Consider the following 20,474-nt stretch of genomic DNA (forward strand, 5'->3'; position numbering starts at 1 on the left):
TTACTGGTTAACGGTTCCGGACCGGGGTGCCGCGGCGCCAAGGGGAACGCTGTGCCGGGGGAGATGGAGCGCTCCGCCCGGTCGCAGGCGACTTTCATAGAGGACCAGGCGGGTCACCGGCAACCGGCCACAGTCCCATTCCCCATGCCGGGCCAGCAGCGGTCCGGCGGCAAGCCCTGATCCGCGGTGCCGACCGAGGGTGAGGTGTGGGAAAAAGGGGCGCTGCTCTCGGGGGATACCCGCATCCGGAAGCTGTCGTTCGAAGGCGTCGTGGAGCGCCGCCAACTCCCCCCGGTCGCGGACTCCCAGCCAGAAAACCCGGGCCCGGTTCGCTGCGGGGAAGCTGCCGAGGCCGATCAGGTCGACGGCGAAAGGGGCGTGCAGGCGCCCTATCGATAGCATGATTTTGCCTATTTTTTCAAGCGATTCTTCGTCGAGGTCGCCGAAAAAGCGCAGCGTCAGGTGAAGGGTTTCAGGCCGGCTCCAGCGGACTGCCGGGAGGTCGGCGCGCAACCCCGCAATCAAATCATGCAACCGGTCGCGGACTTCCCCGGGAAGGGGGATGGCGAGGAAGGCACGGGTCATCCGCCCTCCGCCAGGGCCGGGGCGACGGCGGCGCTCCCAGCCTCGGGGGCGATGGCCGGCAGCAGCAGGTGGAAGGCACTCCCGTCGCCGTCGGCGGTCCCCGAGCTTTCGACCCAGACCATGCCGCCGTGGGCCTCGATCACCCCTTTCACCAGGGCCAGGCCCAGTCCCACCCCCTTGCCACCGAAACGGCTGGTGGAGGTGAAATGGCTGGCGATCTCGCCGACTTCATAGAACTTGTCGAAGATGCGCAGCTGCTCTTCGGGATCGATCCCGACCCCCGAATCCCGGATGGTGATCTGCAGCAACTGGTCCGGGGGCGGGGTGCGGAAGAAGCGCGGAGAAAAGGGTTTGAGCTGTTCTTGCCGCGCCAGAATCTCGGCACTGCGGCGCAGGTGGCCGGATATCGTTATGACCCCACCGGCCGGGGTGAATTTGACGGCATTTTCGAGCAGGCGACCGAAGGTGCGGCGCAGGTGGTGGGCGTCTCCGTTGAGCCGGACTGCATCGGGGAACATGATGATTTCGAGGCGCAGGCTGCGCTCGTCCATCCGCGGCTTAAATTCCTCGTGGAGGCGGCTGACGAGGTCGAAGGCGGCGACCGGCTCCCGGCTCAGGTAGAGGTCCTGGGACTCGATGCGGGCCACTTCCAGCAGGTCGCCGACCACCTCGTTGAGGCGCAATCCCCCCTGCTGCACGGCGGAGAGGGCGATTCTCCCGTCGTCGTCGAGGCTGCTGCCGAAACGGTCGGCAAGGAGTTCACTGCCGGAAAGAATGTAGGTCAGCGGCGTGCGCAGTTCGTGGGAGGCGAGGGCGAGGAACTGGCTCTTCATCCGCTCCAGGTGTTCCAGCGAGCGCTTGCTTTCCGTCATCCGGCTGAGGTTGTCACGCAGCCGCTGGCGCGAAATCCTGAGCTCGCGGTTGCTGGCCTGGGTGAGCCGGTTCTGCCAGGCCAGGGCCTCGAAGAGGTTGGCGCCCTGGACGGCGGTGCCGAGCTGGCGGCCGATCGCCAGCAGCAGGTTGATTTCGTCGCGCCGGTAGAGTTGCTTGTGCCGGGCGAAGAGGAAAAAGACCCCGACCGTCTGGTCATTGGCGATCAGGGGGACGGCCTGGAAGGCCCGCCAGCCCGCTTCCCGGACCGGCTCGAAATGAACCCGGCGGTCCCGTTGCAAGTCGGCAGAGCCTTTGGGCTGGCCGCTCTTCATGACCCGGCCGACGACGCCGATGTCGCTGGCGATTTCAGCGAACATGGCAACGATCTCAGGGGGGAGGCCGTGATGAGCCTCCAGCCGCAGGCGGGTGCCGGACTCCCGGGCGAGGAAGATGCCGCCGCCGCTGGCGGCGAAGTTTTCCACCAGGCGCTGCAGGATGGCGGCGAGCATCCCCGGCAGGTCGCTGCTGTTGGCAGCGAGCAGACTGATTTCGTTGACCAGGGTGAGGTCGCGGTTGCGCTGGCGCAGTTCCTGGTTGATCCGCTTGCGTTCGGTGACGTCGCGCAGCACGCCATGTACGACCTTCTGTTGGCCGAGCTGGCCGAGGCGGGCGTGCACAGCGCCGGTGAAGAGGCTGCCGTCCTTGCGGCGGAAGATGAGGTCGTCACTCTCCCCGTAGCCCTTTTGGCGAACGGTGTGCACCAGGCGCAGAAAGCGGCGCCGTTGCTGGCCGGGAAAGAGAACTTCGAGGGAGAGGCAGTGAATCTCCGCGGCACTGTAGCCGAGCAGCTCCTCGGCCTGCCGGTTGATTTCGAGCAGGGAGCCGTCCCCCGGGTCGAGGAAAAAGAGGGCGTCACCGGCATGGTCGAGCAGGTGCTGATAGCGCTGGTTGGCGAGTTCGAGATCCGCGCTCAGTTGCTGGAGATCGCTCCCCTGCCCGCGGCAGGTCGCGGTGCGGGTGGCCAGCTCCTGTTGCAAACGTTGTTGCCGCCAGGCGAAACCGGCCAGGGTGGCGCTGGCAAGGAGCAGCAGGGGACCGGCCCAGGGGGCGTGCGGCAAGGGTGCGCTCGGTTCCGGCACCGGGAAAACCAGCCCCAGTGACCAGTGGCTCTCGCCGATTCGCAGCGGCGTGAGACGCAGGGTCGTGCCACCGGCTGCTGCCGCGGGTGATTGCAGCAGCAGCGCGGCGGCCAGTGGCGTCGGCAGATCCGCTACCGGCTCGGCGCAGCCTTGCCGGAGCCATTTGCGGAGGGAAGTTTCTTCCTCTTCGGCAGCGAGGTAGATTGCCGGCCGGCCGTCGAGGCCGGGGTTGGTGTGAAGCAGGAAACGCCCGCCGGCATCGACGATAAAAGCGAGGTCGGCCTGCCCCGTCAGTTCCGCCAGGGTCGCGGCGGCCAAGCGGCGCAGGTCGACCAGCGCACCGTATTCCCCGCTGATCGTGGTGCCGGAGTAGAACGGCTGCCGCAGCGCGAGTAGCGGCGGGTCGGCTTCGCTGAGGAGTTGCAGCCGGGAGGGGTGGGTGGATAGCTGCTGCAGTTGCGGGAGCCCGCCCAGGTCGGTGAGGACACCCGCCGGGTATGCGCCTATCGCTCGACCATGACTGTCGAGACGGTATAGGGCGGTCAGGAGGGGCTCCGGGAATTCGTGGTAGAGCAGTTCCATTCCGGCGGAGTCGCTGGCCGGGGGGGGGCTCCCCTGCCCGGCCGATTCCGCGAGGTGGGCCAGTCCTTCCTGCAGCCGCTGCAAGGGCCATTCGAGGCGCCGTGCCGCCTGCGCGGCGAGGGCCGCCTGGCGTCCGAGCCGGAGCCGGTCAGATTTGCTCGCCGTCCCTGCCTGCAGCGCGGTCAGCAGCTCGATGAGAGCGAGCAGCAGCATCCCGGCGAGGACCAGGAAAAGTGCGGTGCGCTGCCATCGATGCGACCGGTTCATGACGGGCTCTTTCATCCTTGCGTGATGGGGCTTGCCTTCAGCCGGCCGCAACTGCCATCAAATGGCGGCGCAGGCTGTCGAGGGCCGTGTAGGCGCTTAAGGTGCGCACCGCCTGGCGATCACCGGGAAAGAGGTAGCGGTTGACCGCAGCTCCGGCGTCGCCGGCCAGGGCGATGAAGACCGTCCCCACCGGTTTTCCCGGGGTGCCGCCCGCGGGCCCGGCGATGCCGGTAATGGCCAGGGCGAGATCGGTCCCGGCGGCAAGACGCAGGCCGCGGGCCATCGCCTCGGCACACTCGGCGCTGACCGCCCCCGGCCCGTTGAGGATCGTCTCCGGGACGCCGAGCCAGTCTTGCTTGGCGCTGTTGGCGTAGGTCACGGCGCCCCGTTCGAAAAAGGTGGAAGCGCCCGGGATGTCGGTCAGCAGCTTGGCGACCAGGCCGCCGGTGCAGGATTCGGCCAGCGCCAGGGTCTGTCCGGCATTGGTCAGCAGGCGGGCGACGTTGCCGGCCAGGGTCTCTTCACCGCTGGCGACAAGGTAGCTGTCGCAGGCCCGCCGCGCCCAAACCTCGGCCCGATCGAGCCGGGCATCGGCATCTTCCCCGGTCGCGCGGAGCTTGACCAGGACCTCGGGGAACTCGACCGCGTAGGCCAGTTCGATCCCCGCCGGGAGGCCGCTGTCGGCCAGGAGCTCCTCACAGCGCGGCTCGGCGAGGCCGAAGAGCCGCAGCACCCGCTGCCGGCTCGCTGGGGCGCCGGGATGATCCGCCTCCAGCCGGGGGAGAACTTCCTCCCGCAACATGGCGATCATCTCGGCCGGTACCCCCGGCAGGAAGTAAAGGCTCCGTCCCCGTTCCCGGAGCTGGAAACCGGGAGCGCTCCCCTGGCGGTTGGGAAGCAGGGTCGCCTTTTGCGGCAGCAGCGCCTGCTTTTCGTCCCCGGTATGCATGCTGCTGCGCCGCGAGTCGAACCAGGCGCGGATCTGGGCCAGGGCTTCGTCGTTGAGGATCAGGCGACGGCCAAAGGCACGCGCGGCACCGCGGGCGGTCAAATCGTCGGCGGTCGGGCCGAGGCCGCCGCTGACGAGAATCACCTGGTTGCGGCTGGCGAGAGTCAGCAGGGTATCGGCAATCGCCGTTTCGCTGTCGCCGACACTCAGGCGCTCCCGCACCCGGTAGCCGTAGTCAGCGAGGAGCCGGGCCATGGCCGGGGTGTTGGTGTCGGCAATCTCACCATTTAGCAGTTCGTCGCCAATGGTAAGGATGGCGAGATCAGGGCCCATGAGGTTTCCCTTCGCTGCAATCGTGCGCTGGCATCAGCCGAGCCCGAACACCGACAAGGTGAGGCGCAGCGCCGCCGCCGCGTAGAGGCCCGCCATGACATCGTCGAAGACCACGCCGACCCCGTTCTTCCAGCGCCGGTCGATCCAGGAGACCGGCGGCGGCTTGAAAACGTCGAAGAGGCGGAACCAGAAGAAGCCGAGGAGCGCCGCCGGCCAGGAGAAGGGGAGGAGGGCGACGGTGGCCAGGTAGCCGACCAACTCGTCGATGACGATGCGGCCGTCGTCGGTCACTCCGTAGATGCGCCCGGCCGCCTCGGCGACCCAGCAGGCGAGGGCGAGCAGGGCGCACCAGGTGAGAAGCCAGAGCGGCGCCGGCAGGCCGGCGAGGAGCCAGAAGACCGGGATCCCGGCGAGGGTGCCGAAGGTCCCCGAGGCGACCGGGGCGTAGCCGAGGCCGGCATTGCTGGAGAGAAAGAGGATGAAACGGCGCATGGACTTCGGCGGCTCCCAGGGGACGCGGTGCGGGGTTAGGGCTGTTTTTCGAAGCGGGCCGCGGCGGCCTGCTCAACCTGTCGGTAGACGGCCGGCAGCGGAGTGCCGCTGGCGGCGGCCAGCTCGCGGCAGCTTTCGAACTCGGGGGTGATGCGCAACAGCTCGCTCCCCTCGTAGAGCAGCTTGATGCGGGCGGTGCCGAGGAGGGTTTCGACGCTGGCGGTCTCCCGGTGCAACTTGAGGCGGCGTTCCCGGCGCAGACGCAGGCCGCTGGCGCTGCTTTCGCGCAGAATCAGCCGGGCCAGGGCACTCTCCAGTTCCGGCGGCGCGACCACGGTCAGGCGCAGGCCCGGCCGGTTTTTCTTCATCTGCAGCGGCGCGAAGCCGGCATCGAGCGCGCCGGCGGCCAGCAGTCGCTCCAGCAGCCCCCCCAGCCATTCGGGGTTGCTGTCGTCGAGATGGCTCTCAAGGACCGTGACTTCGTCGCTCTCCAGGCCACCGCTCTCCAGGGTACCGAGGAATCCGCGCAGCAGGTTCGGCCGGTCGGAGAGGTCGCGGCTGCCGACACCGTAGCCGATCCGTTCCAGGGTCATGGCCGGCATCGGGCCAAAGCGGGCGACCTCGGCCACGATCGCCGCCCCGGTCGGCGTGACCAGTTCCTGGGCGCAGTCGCCGCTGGTGATCGGCGCCCCGCGCAGCAGTTCGGCGGTGGCCGGCGCCGGCAGCGGGTAGCGTCCATGACCGGTCGCGACGAGGCCGTGGGCGAGGGGGAGGGGGAGGGGGGCGCAGACGATCTGTTGCGGCGCGAGCCGGGTCAGGCCGACGGCCGCGCCGACGATGTCGATGATCGAATCGAGGGCGCCGACCTCGTGGAAGTGGACCTTTTCGAGGGGGATGCCGTGGACCCTGGCCTCGGCTTTGCCGAGGCGGCGAAAGATGCGCCGGGCGAGGTCGCGCACCGGCGGATCGAGGGGGGCTTGTGTCAGCAGTTGGTCGATGCCGGCCCAGGTGCGATGCTGGTCTTCTTCGGCGCAATGGACCAGGACCCGGCTGCCGGCCAGACCACGACGCTGTTCGCGCCGGCATTCGAGGCGCCAGCCGGGCAGGGCAAGGGGGGCAAGGCCGGCGAGAAGTTCGTTCTCGGTCAGGCCGAGATCGATCAGCAGGCCGAGGAACATGTCGCCGGAAATTCCGGAGAAGGGATCGAGGTAGAGCAGGCTCATTCCCGGGCTCCCCCCAGGCGGTTGATGCGGGTGGCGGCGAAGGCGGCGCCGAAGCCGTTGTCGATATTGACCACGGTAACGCCGCTGGCGCAGGAATTGAGCATGCCGAGCAGTGCGGCGACGCCGGCGAAGGCCGCACCGTAGCCGACGGAGGTGGGGACGGCGATCACCGGCACCGCGACGATGCCACCGACCACCGACGGCAGGGCCCCCTCCATGCCGGCGACGACGATGATAACCGCCGCCCGCTGCAACAGCTCCTGGCGCGCCAGCAGGCGGTGAATGCCGGCGACGCCGACATCGACCAGCTCTTCCACGCTGTTGCCGAGCATCCGGGCGGTGATCGCCGCCTCCCGGGCAACCGGCAGGTCGGAGGTGCCGGCACAGACGACCAGCACCGTGCCGCTGCCGACCGGGGCGATCGGCGCTTGCACCAGGCACCAGGTGCGGGCGTCGCTGTCGTACTCGGCCGCGGGGTGCTCCTGCCGCAGGGCTGCGGCCTTCTCCGCGTCGAGGCGGGTGACGAGGATGTTGCGTCGGCGCTCGGCCATGTGACCGATGATCGTCCGCAGTTGGGCAAGACTCTTGCCTTGGCCGAGGATCACCTCCGGCGCGCCCTGGCGCAACTCCCGGTGGTGATCGATGTGCGCCACGCCGAGGTCGGCGAAGGGGAGGGCGCGCAATTGCTCCAGCCCGGCGTTCACCGACAGTTCGCCGCTGCGAATAGCGTCCAGGAGCTGTTTCAATTCGTTCTGATTCATGGTCCGTCCAGTCTGGCTTTGCAAGTGTCCAAATCTATCAGCTTGGACCGGGATTGCAACGACCAAATCGGCCCAATTGATCTGGCCCGGCACCGGCCCTGTCACCAGCACAGGAATGGTTTCTTGTCCGGAAACTGCCATTGCGTCAATGCAGACAGCCCCCACCGAAGATGGCAGGGGCTGTCTGCTTGCAGTCTGAAAAGGAGGAACAGACTTACGGGGCCTGGATGCGGTTGATGAAGACCTCCCGCGGCCGGCTGGTGCCGTCGGAGGGGCCGACGACCCCTTCCTGCTCCATCTTTTCGATCATGCGCGCGGCGCGGTTGTAGCCGACCCGCAGGCGGCGCTGCAGCATGGAGATCGATGCCTGGCGGGTCTCGGCGACCAGCGCCAGCGCCTCGTCCCACTTCTCGTCGTCCCCTTCCTCGTCTCCTGACCCGCCGCCATCACTGCTCGGCGGGGGGTCGAGGATCGACTTGTCGTATTCGGGCTCCCCCTGCTTCTTGAGAAAGTCGACCACCCGCTGCACTTCCAGCTCGGAGACGAAGGCGCCATGGACCCGTTGCAGGGCGCCGGTTCCGGGGGGGAGGTAGAGCATGTCCCCCATGCCGAGCAGGGTTTCGGCCCCCATCGAATCGAGGATGGTGCGCGAGTCGGTGCGGGAGAAGACCTTGAAGGAGATGCGGGTCGGGAAGTTGGCCTTGATCAGGCCGGTGATGACATCGACCGACGGGCGCTGGGTGGCGAGGATCAGGTGGATACCCGACGCCCGGGCCATCTGCGCGAGGCGGGCAATCGATTCCTCGATCTCGCGGCCGGCAACCATCATCAGATCGGCCAGTTCGTCGACAATGACGACGATAAACGGCAGATGCCCATGCTCGAGGATCTCCCCCTCGGCGAGCTCGATCTCCGGCAACTCCTCCTCGTCGGGGTCGATCGCCTCGATCACCACCTGCCCCTTCTTGCGCAGCTCCTCTTTTTCCTTCGCTTCCCGCGCCAGCTTCTTGTTGTAGCCGTCGATGTTGCGTACCCCCTTGTCGGCCATCAGCTTGTAGCGGCGCTCCATCTCGCGCACCGCCCAGTTGAGGGCGAGGGCGGCCTTCTTCGGATTGGTGACGACCGGCAGCAGCAGGTGCGGAATCCCTTCGTAGATGGAGAGCTCGAGCATCTTCGGGTCGACCATGATGATGCGCACATCCTCCGGGGTGGCGCGGTAGAGGAGCGAAAGGATCATGGTGTTGATCGACACCGACTTGCCGCTGCCGGTGGAGCCGGCGACGAGGACATGGGGCATCTTGGCGAGGTCGGCGACCACGGTGCGGCCGAAGATGTCCTTGCCGAGCGCCATCGGCAGCCGGCCGCCAGTCTTCTGGAACTCTTCGGAGTCGAGAATATCCTTGAGCCAGACCGTTTCCCGGTCCTTGTTGGGGATCTCGATGCCGACCACGCCGCGGCCCGGAATCGGCGCGACGATGCGGATCGAAAGAGCCTTCAGGGCCATGGTCAGGTCGTCGGAGAGGCCGGCGATCTTGCTCACCTTGACCCCCGGCGCCGGCGCGAACTCGTACATGGTGACGACCGGTCCCGGCTTGACCTCGACCACCTCCCCCTCGACGTTGAAGTCCTTGAGCTTCTTCTCCAGAATCCTGGCCTGCATCATCAGCGAATCGCGGTCGATGGGACGCAGGCTCTCTCCTTCGTGGTCGAGCAGGGAGAGGAGCGGGCGGTGGTAGGTGCCACTCGGTTCGAGGAAGGAGAAGGTCTCCTGCGGGCCGGTCTCGTCCTTCTTTTTCTTCTTCGCCTGGGGCTTGGGTGCCGGCAGCAGCGGTTTCGGCTCGGGCTGGACGATCAGCGGGGCGTGGTCGAGACGAGTCCCTGCGGCCCGGGCCCGCTGTTCCTTTTTTGCCCGGCGCGCTTCCCGGCGCTGTTCGAGCCAGCCGGCGAGGCGCGCCAGCACCCCCTCGAGGAAGAGGACCATCGAAAAGCGGGCCACCAGCATGACGCCGACCAGGAAGAAGACCGAAAGGAAGATCGCCGCACCGGTGATGTTGAGGTAACTGACCAGGGCGTCGGCGAGCAGGCTGCCGATGGCGCCGCCGGCCTTGGCGATCGGCTGGCCGGCAAAGGTCACCTCCTGCCAGCGCAGGGCGATCAGCCCGTCGAGGGAGACCAGCAGCAGCAAAAAGGCGCCGACCTTGTAGGCCCGGACCTTGATGTCGCGGAATTTGAGAAGCCGCCAGGCGAGAAGGAGGCAGGCGCCGGGGATCAGCAGCGCCGGCAGGCCGCAGACCTGGAAGAAGAGGTCGGCGAGATGGGCGCCGACGACGCCGCCGAAATTGCGCACCGTCTGCGGGTGGAGGTTGTTGTTGAAGGAGGGGTCACTGCCGTGATAGGAGACCAGGGCCAAAAGCAGAAAAGCACCGACCGCCAGCCAGAAGACGCCGGCGATCTCTTTTCTTAGATGTTCACGGAATAGCGGTTTGGCGTCTTCGTTCATCACGGTTGGTCGATCCGTTCCAGATAATTCGGGAGCCCGGGCAATCCTCTCATATTGTGAGCCAAAATACCAGCCCGCCGAGCCCCCAGCAGTAGATGGCGAAAAGCGTCAGCCGGCGCTGGCGGATGACGCCGAGCAGGAGATGGATGGAGGCGAGCCCGGCGGCGAAAGCAGCAGCGGCGCCGGCAAAGTAGATCGGCAGCTGACCGGTCGGGACGGCATGGAGATCGCGCAGCGAGAGGAGGGCGGCGCCAAGGACCGCCGGCAACGCAAGGAGGAAGGAGAAGCGGGCGGCGGTTTCGCCATCCACCCCCTTGAGCAGCAGGGTGGCGATGGTCGACCCCGAACGGGAAATGCCGGGGATAATGGCCAGCCCCTGGACGGTTCCGACCCAGAGCGCATCGCTGACTCGCAATTCCGGCTGCAGGCGGCCGGGGCGCTGGTAGCGGGCGGCGACGAAGAGGAGACTGCCGGTGACGAGCAGCATCAGCCCCACCACCGGGAGGTTGGTGAAGAGCCCCTCGAAAAAATCCTTGCCGGCCAGGCCGATGACGGCGGTCGGCAGCGAGGCGAGCAGCAGCAGGAGCAGAATCCGGAAGTGGTCGCGATCGGCCTGGTCGCGCCGCAGCGGCGAACGCGCCAGGGCAAAGAGGTCACGGCGAAAATAGAGGACCACCGCGAGCATGGTGGCGAGGTGGAGAAGGACATCGAAGAAGACCCCGGGCTGGGAAAACCCCGGCAGCAGGTGCTGGACGATGGCCAGATGTCCGGAGGAGGAGACCGGCAGGAATTCGGTTACTCCCTGGAGCAGGCCGAGGAGCAGGGATTGGGCAAGGGTCATGATGAAATCCGTTTTGAGTTTTGAGTTTTGAGTTTTGAGTTTAACGCAGGCCGTAGAACGCAAAACCGGTTTACAGTTCCATGATCACCGGCAGGATCAGGGGGCGCCTTTCGATGGTGCGGTTGAAAAACCGGCGCAGGGTCTTGCGGACTTCAATACGCAGTTCTTCACGATCGGCCAAGGCGGCCAGGCTGTGTTCGGCGAGCATCTCCTCCACCACCCGGCGGGCCTGGTCGAGATAGTCACCGCTTTCCCCTTCAGGGACAAAGCCGCGGGTCAGCAACTCGGGGCCGTAGACGAGCCGGCCGTCCTTTTGGCTGAGGGCCAGAAGGACCACCACCATGCCGTGGTTGGCCAGGTGGCGGCGGTCGCGCAGTTCCATCGCGCCGACATCACCGACCCCCTTGCCGTCGACAAAGATCCGGCCACATTCGACCCTTGGCTCGTGGCGATGGCCATTGGGCGAAAGGACCAGTGGCTCGCCATTCTCGAGGACAAAAACCCGCTCCGCGGCGACCCCGGTCTGCCGGGCGAGGCGGGCGTGGCGGACCAGGTGGCGATACTCGCCATGGACCGGCACGAAAAAGTGTGGCCGGACCAGGCCCAGGACCAGCTTCAGCTCCTCCTGGGCGGCATGGCCGGAGACATGGACCTCGCTGGTGGTCTCGTAAAAGACCTCGGCGCCGCGCCGGTAGAGGTGGTTGATCAACTCGCTGATCGCCTTCTCGTTGCCGGGGATGAACTTGGAGGAGAGGATCACCGTGTCCCCGGGTTCGATATGGATCTGTTTGTGGTCGTCGGTGGCAATGCGCACCAGGGCGGAGAGCGGTTCGCCCTGGCTGCCGGTGGTCAGGATCAGGACCTCTTCCGGGGGAAGCTGTTCCAGTTGCCGCAGGTCGATGAAGTCCTCGTCGGCGATATGCAGGTAGCCGAGCCTGCATGCGATAGCGATATTCTGCAGCATGCTGCGGCCGTTGACCAGCAGCCGACGGCCGCTGGCACGGGCGGCGTCGGCAACCTGCTGGATGCGGTGGATGTTGGAGGAGAAGGTGGCGACGATGACCTTGCCGCTGCAGCCGGGGAGGATCTCGGCAAATGCCTCACCAACGACCCGCTCGCTGAGGGTGAACCCTTCCCGCTCGACGTTGGTCGAGTCGGCCAGCAGGAGCAGGACCCCTTCCTCGCCGTAGGCGGCGAGCCGGGCCAGGTCGGTCGGCTGACCATCAACCGGGGTCGGGTCGAGCTTGAAGTCCCCGGTATGGACAATGCGCCCGGCCGGGGTGCCGATACTCAGGCCGGCACCGTCGACGATCGAATGGGCGGCGCGAAAAAACTCGATGGCGAAAGGGCCGAGGGAGAAGGGTTGCCGCAGTTCGACCTGGTGCAGCCGGGCGTGACCACGGATGCCGTGCTCCTCCAGTTTTCCCTCGACCAGGCCGAGGGTCAGCGGCGTGCCGTAGATCGGTGGGTAGCCGAGCTGGCCGAGGAGGAAGGGGAGGGCGCCAATGTGGTCCTCGTGGCCGTGGGTGAGGAGAATCGCCACGATGTCGGCGCTGCGCGGTGCCAGGACGGCAACGTCGGGCAGGACCAGGTCGACGCCGAGCATCGCGGCCTCGGGGAACATCAGGCCGCAATCGACGATCAGCAGGGCCCCCTCCGCTTCGACCACCAGCAGGTTGAGGCCGATTTCGCCGAGGCCGCCAAGCGCAAGAATGCGAACCGCTCCGCTCGCGAGGGGAGCGAGTTCGGAGTGGCTTTTGTGTTTGGGGTGGAGTTCGGTCACAGGACTCCTCTGGCGTGGCAGGCGACCCGTCGCATCAGAAGGCAAAGCGGTCGGCGCCCCGCGCGAGGGCCGCTTCCAGCGCTTGGCGAACCTGCATGCTCAGCTCTTCGCTGGCCGCGCTGCGCAGCCCGGTGGTCGGGATGGCAGGCAGGATCTCGATCTGGATTTTGCCAGGCCGCAGGATGCGGCTCCCCTTGGGGAGCAGACGCCCGCTGTTGTGGATGGCGATAGGAACAATCGGCACCTGGGAGTGGATGGCGAGGAGAAAACCACCCTTTTTCAGCGGCAGGAGTTGGCCATCGTCGGAGCGGGTTCCTTCCGGGAAGACCACTACCGAGGTGCCGCTGGCAATGCGGCGGGCGGCGGCGGTCATGCTCTGCATCGCCTCCCGGCGGTTGCCACGGTTGACCGGGATATAGCCGGCGCGGAGCATCGCCAGCCCGAAGAGGGGAATGCGGAAGAGTTCGGCCTTGGCGAGCCAGCGAAACTGGCCGGGAATCCCGGCAAAGAGCGCCAGGATATCGAACTGGCTCTGGTGGTTGGCCATGTAGATTACCGGCTGCCCGACCGGAAGGTGCTCCTGGCCGTTGACCTGAAGCCGGGTGCCGGCCAGGCGCAGGGCGGCCCGGCCCCAGAACCGTCCGCAGTTGTGCAGGTAGTCGGGGCTGAACAACGATGCCGGCAGTCCCGCCAGGATCACGAGAAGGGTCAGCGGCAGGAACAGGGCCCAAAAAACAGTCGTCCGCAGCATCGGCGGCAACTCCTTGCGCTGGAAAGCAAACAGTCTAGGGAAGTTGCCGGAAGCAGTCAAACCTTTTCCTGATTAGGTCCAATTCTCAGCTCGGCGAAGCCAGGCCTCGGGCCGCTTGCCGATTGAGACACAGGCGAACAGCAGTCTTGGCAGCATGCTGCGCAGATCGAACCGCCGGTTGAACCGGTACTGAAACTCGGCCAGATAGCGATGCGCATATTTGTCGAAGTCAAACGCATGATACGTTCCGGCCATGGCCGTCTTAAGATTGCCCAGGATGGTGTTGATCCAGTGGAAGCAGCCCATGTCGGTACTTCTGCGTTGATCACCAACCACCTTTCGCTGATGGTAGCACCCAGTCTTGGTGACGGCGCGGAAGCAATTCAGGCCATCAGAAACGACCAGCGCCGTCGGTGCCAAGTGATTCTTGGCCCATTGATCAACGTCATGGCTGCTGAAGGTCGTCACCCGGCTAAAAACAGCTCGCAGCGGATGGCCCTCGTGACTGGTCTCCACTGCCGCAATGAAGGGAACTTTGTTCTCCGAACCGCGACCAACCTTACCGCCGGAGCGTTCCCCGCCCAAGTAGGCGTCGTCGATCTCGACCCGCTGGGCCAGAACCGTTGTCTCTTCGCGCTCGAACATCGCCTGCATGAGCTTGTGCTTGAGCCGCCAAGCCGCTTTGTAGCTCAAACCCAGCATTCGTCTCAACTCCAGCATCGACAGGCCGGACTTGCCTTGTGTCATGAAGTAGAGGGCCAGAAACCACTGGGTCAGCGGCAGATTGCTCCCATGGAAAATCGTTCCGGAGATCAGCGAGATCTGTTTGCGGCAGCGACAGCACTGGAAGATGTTCGACCGTCCTCGCCGAAACTGGACCGCGCGGCTTGCACCGCATGCTGGACAGACAAATCCTTGGGGCCAGCGCGAGTGCTCAAGGATCGCCTCGCATTGGGCCTCCGTACCATAGTCTTTGAGAAAATCAGCCAAGCTCAGCCCCGGTTGGAACTGGATACGATTGATGGCCATGGATGCTAACCTCCTTGTTATTCATGAGTTCCATGGCCAAACTCTATGCTCCCTGTGCGACAGAATGTGTCATAGCTGAGAATCAGACCTAATCAGGAACCTTTTTCCTTAATCATCTTTACAGTATCGGCTATTTCCGCTAGACTCGTGCCCATTCCAAGCACGACGAGGGAGGGCACCATCATGTCGGTCAACAAGGTGATTCTGGTAGGCAATCTCGGCAAGGATCCGGAACTGCGCTACACCCCGGCCGGGGTGGCGGTGGCGACCTTTTCGCTCGCCACCAGCGACCGTTACAAGGACAAGAACGGCGAGATGCAGGAAAAGACCGAATGGCACAATATCGTGGCCTGGCGGCAGCTCGCCGAGATCTGCGGCAAGTTTCTCCACAAGGGGAAGCAGGTTTACATCGAGGGGAAAATCCAGACCCGCAGCTATGACGACCGCGACGGCAACAAACGCTATATGACCGAGATCGTCGCCGACCAGATGCAGATGCTGGGCCGGGCCGGCGATGACAGCGGGCAACCGTCCCGCGGCGGCGAGAGCCGGCGCCCCGCCCAGGGGCAGGGGGGGGGCTCGCGTCCGGCCGCCGACGACTTCAGTGATCCCCCGTTCAATCCGGATGACGACATTCCGTTCTGATCCAGGTCAGGCGCGGCGACGCTGCTGCGGGTGTGGTCTCCCTACGCCCCCTGTTGCCGTCGACGACGGCGGGATGTATTTGCAATCAGGTCCCTTGTTTCCAACCGAGCCGGATCGGCCTTGTCCGGCTGAGCGTCCAGAGACAGACCGCGGGTATGCTGGGAACACGTAAAGAGCGACTCAGGGCAGCGTTGAACGACAGCGACGAGGGGGTGCGGTTTGCCGCAGCCGACGCCCTGGAACGGCTGGAGTCGGCCCTTGCTCTCGACCAGGTCATTGCTGTTCTGGCAGGTGACAACCGTGGCCAGCGGGTGCGCGCGGTTTACGCCCTCGAGCGGATCAACAGCAGTCAGGTTTTTCCGCCGCTGCTGACTGCCCTCGCTGACAAGGACGAAGACTTGCGGGCCGCAGCGGTTCAGGTTCTCGGACGCAAGCAGAATCCAAAGACGCTGCCGCAGCTGGTCAGACATCTGCGTGATCCCCATCCTGCCGTCCGGGTGCATACGGCCGAGGCTCTTGGCAAGTTCGGTGACCGGCGGCTGGTCCCCTATCTGGCCAAACTGCTGACTGCGCAGGACGAGGAGCTGGTCAAAAGCGCCCTGCGCGCCATCGGCATGATCGGCGCTCCGGAGGGCGAAGCCGTGCTCTTTGCCATGCTCGAAGACTCCCGGCCGGCAATCCGCCGCGAAGCGGCGCGCGCCCTGGGACAGCTCGAAATCTGATCTGAGCGCGAAAAGCTGGTTCACATCGAGACGGCCGGGGAAAGTTCCCCGGCCGTCTCTGTCTGTGTGCCCCCAGGCGTTTTTACTGCCTATTCGAAGTAATCGGTGACATCGATGCCGCGCACGAAGGGGTCGACTTCGGCGACGATACGTCTGGCGTTGTCGCTGGAGAGTTCCATCAGCAGCGGATCGTCGAGGGGCTCGCCGTCGCTGTCAAAGAGAATTTTCAACTGGACGTCGTCGGGGCAGTCGATTCCGACCCGGACGACCAGCCCGATCTCATTGCTGTTGAGGCGCACCAGGGTTCCGACCGGATAGGAGCCGAGGGATGCGATGAATTTCTCGACGAAATCGGGATGAAGAATGGTGCCGGTGACTTCGCGCAGCATCTTGATCGCCTTGCGCGGAGTTACTGGCTGCTGGTAGGAACGCAGGGTAGTCATCGCATCGTAGGAATCGGCGATAGCCGCCATGTCGGCGAGCGGGGAAACGGCACGGCCACGGGCATCGGCGGGATAGCCTTTGCGGTTGTAATGCAGGTGATGGCCGAGCACAATGTCAATGACGCCGGCGGTGACCCCCTCCATCTCCGCAACGATGTCGGCACCGGTGCGGGGGTGTTTGCGAATCTGGTCAAACTCTTCTTCCGTGAGCCGCCCCGGCTTGTTAATGATAGAGATGTCTATCTTGAGCTTGCCGAGGTCGTGCAGCAGGCCGCCGAGTCCCAGGGTGCGCAGCTCCTCCTCGCCCAGGCCGCAGGCCCGGCCGACCGCCAGCGCGATGACCGAAACGTTGACCGAATGGGTGAAGGTGTAGTTGTCGTAGTCCTTGAGCATGGAGAGGGCGAAGAGGGCGTGGGGGTCGGTGAGGGTCAGGCGTGCCATCTCCCGCACCACTTCGCGGGCTTCCGCCGAGGAGGGGATCTTCCCGAGGCGCACATCCTCGAAAACCGAGTCGACCACCTTCAGCGCCCTGCTGTAGACCTTGCGCGGTGCGCGGTCGACGGGCGGTTCGTCGCTGGTTCGGGCCACCACCGCGTGAATATGCTCGATACCCCGGGCCTGGAGCTCGGCGGCAAACGCTTCCCCCTTCAGCGCGGCACCATCGAGCAGGGTGGCCAGGACGTTAAGATCGGGGGTCGACAGACCCTTGCGGAATTCGAGGCCATCGAGTTCGAGCTGGGTGAACAGGCGGGTGAGCTCCTGGGCTGCTGGCAGCTCGTCCGTGAAGAGCATCTCACCGAAAAAGAGACTTCCTTCGAGCAGGCCGAGGCGCAGACTGTCCGCATCGGTAAAGGCGGCGTAGAAATTGGTCTGCAGCGCCTCGAACTGGCGCTGGATCGCCGGATGTTGTGCCGGATAGAGACGCAGGCCCTTGATGGCACCGGCCAGTCCCTGAACGACCTTTTGCGGCAGATCAAATTCCATTCCTACTCTCCCCTGCGGATCTGTTTGAGGGCCTGGGTTGCCGCCCGCACCACGATCGCCGCGCGGTCATTGGTCGTCGCGGTGAGAAGATCCGCGGTCGTTGGGTCGCCGATTTCGCCAAGGGCGGCGGCCGCGGCCGCCCGCAGTTCGTTGTGCAGCGACCGGCGCCAGAGTTTGCGCTGGCCCAATATCTCGACCAGGACCGGCACCGCCAGGCTGGAGCCGATTTCCCCCAACGCCTTGAGCGCTTCCTTCTTGACCTCGGTGCGATTCTGCATCGGATCCGGCTCCGCCACCAGGCGCAACAGGGTCGGAACCGCGGCCTGGTTCTTCATCGCGCCCAGGGAGAGGAGAGCCTGCCGGCGCAAGTCCGGGTCCCCCTCTTCGACGGTTCGCAGCAGGATGCCGACGGCCGACTGGCCGCCGATCTTGGTCAGCGAACGGATTGTCTCCCGGCGTACCCGCACATCCTTGTGCTTGAGGAGGGGCTTCAGCCCCGCCGTCGCTTCCTGGTCGCGCAGTTCGCCGAGGATGGCGACGGCATTGCGGACCACGAACCAGCGTTCGTCCCCGAGATGCTCCTGGAGGATCGGGATCGCGGCCGGGCCCTGGCGCAGCAAGGCCTCGGTCAGAATTTTTCGCACCCGGCTGTCACTCTCCTGGGCAAGGTGGTCCATCAGTCGCCAGACCACCAGTTTGCCCTGCAGGGAGACCAGGATTTCCAGGACCAGTTCCCTGTCGTCCGCGCCGGCATCGCGGCCTTCCTCGGCATCGGCACTGCAGAGGATGGTCACCAGGAAGTCGAGGACATCTTCGGTCGCGAGCTGGGTAAGGGCCTGGGCCGAGAACTCCTGGCGAGCCGCACTCAACCCCGGGTCACCGGCGTTGCTGGCGAGCAGGGTCAGGGCGTCGAGGATCAGGTAGCGGGCGCTGTCGGTCAGGTTGAGATGAACCAGGGGCGCCAGTTCCTGGAGCAGGTAGCGATAGCGCTGGTCGCCAGTCTCCTGCTTCAGCTCTTCCAGCACCCGGGCGAGGTTGCGTTCCTCGGCGCTGTTCTCTTTTCCCCCGACTCCCTCATCGGTCCCCTCGGCGTACTCCGTGTCTTCCGCGCCCTCTTCGCCGCCGGGATGGGCGAGTTTTTCGGCCTCGATCTCTTCCTTGCGGGCGAGGACACTTTTCAGGTCGACTTCGTTGACCCAGATCGTCGCAACCAGGGCCTTGGCCAGCACCTCCTGGATACCACCGAGTTTCAGCAGCTCCCGCGCGTCGAGGGTCAGGCCGCGGGCGAAACCGCGGAGGTCTTCACCATTCAGGTCGGGCAGGAGCAGGAGGGTGTGAATACGTCGGGTAAAGAGGAACTGGGCCAGTTTGTCGAGAATCGGATTTTGCCGGCCGACCGCATTTTCGCCGAGGAAGAAGCCTTCCTTGCGGATAGTGCAGGTGCTGGGCTCACCTGCGGTAAAGAGCGGAGCGAAACCTTCCAGGCATTCCGCCGCGGCAGCCTTCAGCGTCGGATGCGACGGCGGATAATACTGGACCGCCTTGATCAGCTTGACCAGGCCGCGCAGGGCGTTCTCCATAACTTTCGGCTGCTCTGGCTGGTTCGGGTCGCTCACGCGCTCCTCCTGCAAGGGGTGAATCCTGAAAATTCCCTACAAGATAGCGTTTGAGTTCCGGCTTGTAAATGCCTTTCAGCGCGTCTGCTTCCCGGGGGGCTGCGCTTCGCCCGGGGTGTCGGCGATGATACAAAAACCACTGTCGTGACTGCCGTGATCACTGGCCTGGTACATCCCTTCGAGGACCTTGTCAAAGTGGTCCCGGATCGCCTTGCGCTTGATCTTCAGGGTAGGCGTCACCTCCCCTTCTTCCGCCGAAAAATCCCGGGAAATCAGGGTAAAACGCTTGACCCGTTTAAAGCTCGGCAGCTCGGCCTGCATCTGGTCGATCCGGCGGCGAATCAGGTCGAGAATTCGCGGGTGGCTGACCAGATCGCAGTGGTTAAGATAGTCAATCTTCTTGTAGTCGGCGTATTTCTCCAGATTTTCAAAATTCGGCACCAGCAGGGCGGTCAAAAATGGTTTGCCGTCGCCGTAAACCATGGCATTCGCCAGGTACTTGTCGCTCTTGAAACGGTTTTCAAGGTTCTGCGGGGCGATATTCTCCCCGCCCGCCGTAACGATGAGGTCCTTTTTGCGGTCGGTGATGGCAAGAAAGCCGTCGCCATCGAGTTCGCCAATATCCCCGGTGCAGAACCAGCCGTCCCGGAAGGCGTCCCGGGTCAACTCCGCGCGGTTCCAGTAGCCTCCGAAGACCCCCGGGCCCCGTGCCAGGATCTCACCGTCCGCGGCAATCTTCAGCTCGATTCCCGGCAGGGGGCGACCGACGGTGCCAAGACGCATCTTTTCGGGGGTGTTGACGGCAATGCCGGCGGCGGTTTCGGTCAGGCCGTACCCTTCGTAGATCGGAATGTCGGCGGCAAGGAAAAATTCAGCAATATTCCGCATCAGCGGCGCCCCGCCGGAGATGAAAAAGCGCAGCCGGCCGCCGAGGCGTTCCTGCAGCTTGCTGAAAACCGCCTTGCGGGCGAGGGCCATGCCGGTTTCGAGCAGGAACCCCTTTGTTTCGCCGGCGAGTTGCCTTGTGGTGTATTGGCGCCCAATCTTGACCGCCCCGAAAAAGAGCTGCTTCTTCAGCCAGGGACCATTGAGAACCCGTTCCATGACCCGGGCGAACATCTTCTCGTAGAGACGCGGAACGCTGATGACCACCGTCGGTTGCACCTCGGTGAGGTTGAGCGGCACCGTGTCGATGCTCTCCGCATAGGCGATGACGGCCCCCTGGTGGAGCATCAGGTAATAGCCGTCGACCCGTTCAAAGACGTGCGACAGGGGAAGGAAGGAGAGGCTGACGTCCTCGTCGTTGATGGGAAAGACCGAGACCGCCGCGCGGACATTGGAAAGGATGTTTTCGTGGGTCAGCATGGCGCCTTTGGGCGGACCGGTCGTCCCCGAAGTGTAGACCAAGGTCGCCAGATCCCCGGGCGTCAGCTTCTCCAGGCGGGCTTCCAGGGCGGCAGCGTCAATTTCCGAGCCACGGGCGAGGAATTCCTTCAGCGTAACAATTCGCGGGTGAGGGAGGCTCCCCTCCAGCAGAATGACCAGCTCAAGCCCGGGCAGATGCTCCAGGCGCGTTTCGAGGTCCGCTGCCGTCAAGGGCGACTGCAGAAACAGGACCCGGCTGCCGGAATCGGCAAGGATATGTTCCAGGGCGTCCAGCCCTTCGGTGTGGTAAACCGGGACGGTGACCGCCCCAGCGCTGAGAGCGCCGAGGTCGGCATAGACCCATTCCGGGCAGTTGCGGGCCATGATCGCCACCCGGTCGCCGGGCTCTATCCCCGATGCCAGCAGGCTGCGCCCGCAGGCATCGACCTGCTCGCCCATGGCCTGCCAGCTGATATCGCGGTAATGGCCCTGGTCCTTGCGGCGCAGGACAGTTTTTTCCGGATGTTTCTGGCAGCGCTCCCTGACCATCGCTGGAATGGATTTTTGCATGGCCAACTCCTTTCCACCGCT

General features: G+C 65.1%; 16 protein-coding genes. 2 read left to right on the top strand and 14 right to left on the bottom strand.

The features are described from left to right. The 11 genes from thpR to ACYQ8E_RS15925 form a co-directional block, all read right to left on the bottom strand. Positions 1–585, bottom strand: coding sequence for an RNA 2',3'-cyclic phosphodiesterase (gene thpR / locus ACYQ8E_RS15875; protein WP_066724864.1), 585 nt, complete (start codon positions 583–585; stop codon positions 1–3). Further along, a complete protein-coding gene (locus tag ACYQ8E_RS15880) occupies positions 582–3,446 on the bottom strand; it encodes a sensor histidine kinase (RefSeq protein WP_066724866.1) in 2,865 nt (954 codons plus the stop codon). Before ACYQ8E_RS15880 ends, thpR begins: the two co-directional genes overlap by 4 nt. A gap of 37 nt (positions 3,447–3,483) precedes the next feature. Continuing rightward, positions 3,484–4,728: a CinA family nicotinamide mononucleotide deamidase-related protein gene (locus ACYQ8E_RS15885; RefSeq protein ID WP_066724870.1), complete on the bottom strand. Its 1,245-nt coding sequence runs from the start codon at positions 4,726–4,728 to the stop codon at positions 3,484–3,486. Positions 4,729–4,761: 33 nt separating this feature from the next. Continuing rightward, entirely contained in the window at positions 4,762–5,220 is a 459-nt protein-coding gene (locus ACYQ8E_RS15890) for a phosphatidylglycerophosphatase A family protein (RefSeq protein ID WP_066724873.1), read from the bottom strand. Between the two features lie 35 nt (positions 5,221–5,255). Then, the gene (gene larC / locus ACYQ8E_RS15895; protein WP_066724876.1) at positions 5,256–6,443 is read right to left on the bottom strand and encodes a nickel pincer cofactor biosynthesis protein LarC; all 1,188 of its coding nucleotides are present in this window, start codon (positions 6,441–6,443) and stop codon (positions 5,256–5,258) included. After that, the gene (gene larB / locus ACYQ8E_RS15900) at positions 6,440–7,204 is read right to left on the bottom strand and encodes a nickel pincer cofactor biosynthesis protein LarB (RefSeq protein WP_066724879.1); all 765 of its coding nucleotides are present in this window, start codon (positions 7,202–7,204) and stop codon (positions 6,440–6,442) included. The genes larC and larB overlap by 4 nt, the downstream gene beginning before the upstream one ends. 214 nt (positions 7,205–7,418) lie before the next feature. Further along, positions 7,419–9,704, bottom strand: coding sequence for a DNA translocase FtsK (locus ACYQ8E_RS15905; protein ID WP_066724883.1), 2,286 nt, complete (start codon positions 9,702–9,704; stop codon positions 7,419–7,421). A gap of 49 nt (positions 9,705–9,753) precedes the next feature. Further along, positions 9,754–10,545 (bottom strand): undecaprenyl-diphosphate phosphatase, encoded by a 792-nt coding sequence (locus tag ACYQ8E_RS15910; protein ID WP_066724886.1) that lies wholly within the window; start codon positions 10,543–10,545, stop codon positions 9,754–9,756. Between the two features lie 70 nt (positions 10,546–10,615). Next, positions 10,616–12,328, bottom strand: coding sequence for a ribonuclease J (locus ACYQ8E_RS15915; protein WP_459861408.1), 1,713 nt, complete (start codon positions 12,326–12,328; stop codon positions 10,616–10,618). A 34-nt stretch (positions 12,329–12,362) separates the two neighbouring features. Next, entirely contained in the window at positions 12,363–13,079 is a 717-nt protein-coding gene (locus ACYQ8E_RS15920; protein ID WP_066724894.1) for a lysophospholipid acyltransferase family protein, read from the bottom strand. Positions 13,080–13,151: 72 nt separating this feature from the next. Continuing rightward, entirely contained in the window at positions 13,152–14,108 is a 957-nt protein-coding gene (locus ACYQ8E_RS15925) for an IS1595 family transposase (RefSeq protein ID WP_066723323.1), read from the bottom strand. A 183-nt stretch (positions 14,109–14,291) separates the two neighbouring features. Between ACYQ8E_RS15925 and ACYQ8E_RS15930 the strand changes: the two genes are divergently transcribed. Both ACYQ8E_RS15930 and ACYQ8E_RS15935 read left to right on the top strand, forming a co-directional pair. Further along, a complete protein-coding gene (locus tag ACYQ8E_RS15930) occupies positions 14,292–14,753 on the top strand; it encodes a single-stranded DNA-binding protein (RefSeq protein ID WP_157471764.1) in 462 nt (153 codons plus the stop codon). Between the two features lie 155 nt (positions 14,754–14,908). Next, positions 14,909–15,475: a HEAT repeat domain-containing protein gene (locus ACYQ8E_RS15935; RefSeq protein WP_082820178.1), complete on the top strand. Its 567-nt coding sequence runs from the start codon at positions 14,909–14,911 to the stop codon at positions 15,473–15,475. Between the two features lie 89 nt (positions 15,476–15,564). Here the strand turns inward: ACYQ8E_RS15935 and ACYQ8E_RS15940 are convergent, their stop codons facing one another. The 3 genes from ACYQ8E_RS15940 to ACYQ8E_RS15950 all read right to left on the bottom strand — a co-directional run bounded on the left by ACYQ8E_RS15940 (position 15,565) and on the right by ACYQ8E_RS15950 (position 20,453). Continuing rightward, entirely contained in the window at positions 15,565–16,902 is a 1,338-nt protein-coding gene (locus ACYQ8E_RS15940) for an HD-GYP domain-containing protein (protein WP_066724899.1), read from the bottom strand. Positions 16,903–16,904: 2 nt separating this feature from the next. Then, complete coding sequence (locus ACYQ8E_RS15945) at positions 16,905–18,518, bottom strand: HEAT repeat domain-containing protein (RefSeq protein WP_157471766.1); 1,614 nt, start codon at positions 18,516–18,518, stop codon at positions 16,905–16,907. A 75-nt stretch (positions 18,519–18,593) separates the two neighbouring features. Further along, positions 18,594–20,453: an AMP-dependent synthetase/ligase gene (locus ACYQ8E_RS15950; protein WP_066724905.1), complete on the bottom strand. Its 1,860-nt coding sequence runs from the start codon at positions 20,451–20,453 to the stop codon at positions 18,594–18,596. Positions 20,454–20,474: the final 21 nt, after the last annotated feature.

It is taken from the genome of Desulfuromonas carbonis, assembly GCF_054658035.1.